Origin of the sequence: Mesorhizobium sp. B1-1-5, assembly GCF_006443065.1 — a bacterium.
Classification (GTDB): Bacteria; Pseudomonadota; Alphaproteobacteria; order Rhizobiales; family Rhizobiaceae; genus Mesorhizobium.
This window is the reverse complement of sequence record NZ_VFWS01000493.1, coordinates 1-1,226: the sequence shown is the minus strand read 5'-3', so window position 1 is coordinate 1,226 and position 1,226 is coordinate 1. Positions and strand designations below refer to the sequence as shown.

Annotated in this window: 1 protein-coding gene and 2 pseudogenes; all 3 read left to right on the top strand. The window is 66.3% G+C overall.

All coding sequences use genetic code 11. The annotated features are described in order from the left end of the window. A pseudogene (locus tag FJ980_RS32660) lies at positions 1-172 on the top strand (glucose-6-phosphate dehydrogenase); the annotation flags it as partial. Beyond that, positions 154-870: a 6-phosphogluconolactonase gene (gene pgl / locus FJ980_RS32655; protein WP_140501094.1), complete on the top strand. Its 717-nt coding sequence runs from the start codon at positions 154-156 to the stop codon at positions 868-870. The pseudogene FJ980_RS32660 and the gene pgl, both read left to right, overlap by 19 nt. Before the next feature lie 72 nt (positions 871-942). Then, positions 943-1,226, top strand: a pseudogene (locus FJ980_RS32650) (phosphogluconate dehydratase); the annotation flags it as partial.

The window sequence follows — 1,226 nt, the reverse complement described above, 5'->3', positions numbered from 1 at the left end:
GTTCATGCGCCGCGACGAGGTCGAGGCCGCGTGGAGGAGGATCGACCCGATCCAGAACGCCTGGGAAAGCGCCAGGCAGGAGGCGCAGGGCTATACGGCGGGCACCTGGGGACCTTCGGCCTCGATAGCGCTGATCGAACGTGACGGGCGGACATGGCACGAGAGCAATTGAACAGCGCCAGCTACAACTGGAATGGCTTTTCCGACCGCGCGGAACTGGCGGCTGCGCTGGCCGGCCGCGTCGCCGACCGGCTGGCAAAGGCAATCGCGGCGCGCGGCACGGCGTTACTGGCCGTTTCCGGCGGCACGACGCCGGCAAAATTCTTTGCTGCCCTGTCGGGAATACCGATCGCCTGGGACAAGGTAACGGTGACGCTGATCGACGAGCGCTTCGTGCCGGCCTCCTCGCCGCGTTCCAATGCCGGACTGGTGGCCGCCAATCTGTTGCAGAACGCGGCTGCGGCGGCACGGTTCGTGCCGCTCTATCACGAAGCCGTCAGCATCGAGGATGCCGCGGCATCGGACAATGCGGCGCTCCAGTCCCTGCCCTGGCCGCTCGACGTCGCCGTGCTCGGCATGGGACCTGACGGCCATACCGCCTCATTCTTTCCCGACGCCGACGATCTGGCGAAATTGCTCGACCCGTCCTCGCACAGGATCGTGCTGCCGGTTCATGCGGCAAGCGCCGGCGAGCCGCGGCTGACCCTGTCGCTGGCGCGCATCGTCGATGCCGGCTTCCTGGCGCTGCACATAGAGGGCGAGGACAAACGCACGGCCTTCGACGGCGCGGTGGCACCCGGTCCGCGAAAGCCGATCCGCGCCGTGCTCGACGCCGCCCCCAGGCCTGTAGAGGTTTTCTGGGCACCCTAACTCTAGACTTATCTGGTCCCGGCAAACGGCGGGAGGAAGTTTCCGGGACCTCGCTTGAAAGGACCGAACGCCATGACCGCCAGACGCGATATCGAAGCCATCACGGAGCGCATCCGCCAACGCTCCAAGCCGGGCCGCGAGCGCTATCTCGGCCGCATCGCCAGCGCATCGAACCAGACCGCCAACCGGGCGGTGCTGTCCTGCGGCAATCTTGCCCATGGCTTTGCCGTGTGCAGCCCCTCGGAGAAAGTGGCGCTGGGTGCCGACAAGGTGCCGAACCTCGGTATCATCACCTCCTACAACGACATGCTGTCGGCGCATCAGCCCTTCGAGACGTTCCCGGCACTGATCAAGGA

Bases quoted from the DNA above. Each gene is read 5' to 3' on its own strand.
- pgl (WP_140501094.1), top strand. From the start codon at position 154: ATGGCACGAGAGCAATTGAACAGCGCCAGCTACAACTGGAATGGCTTT.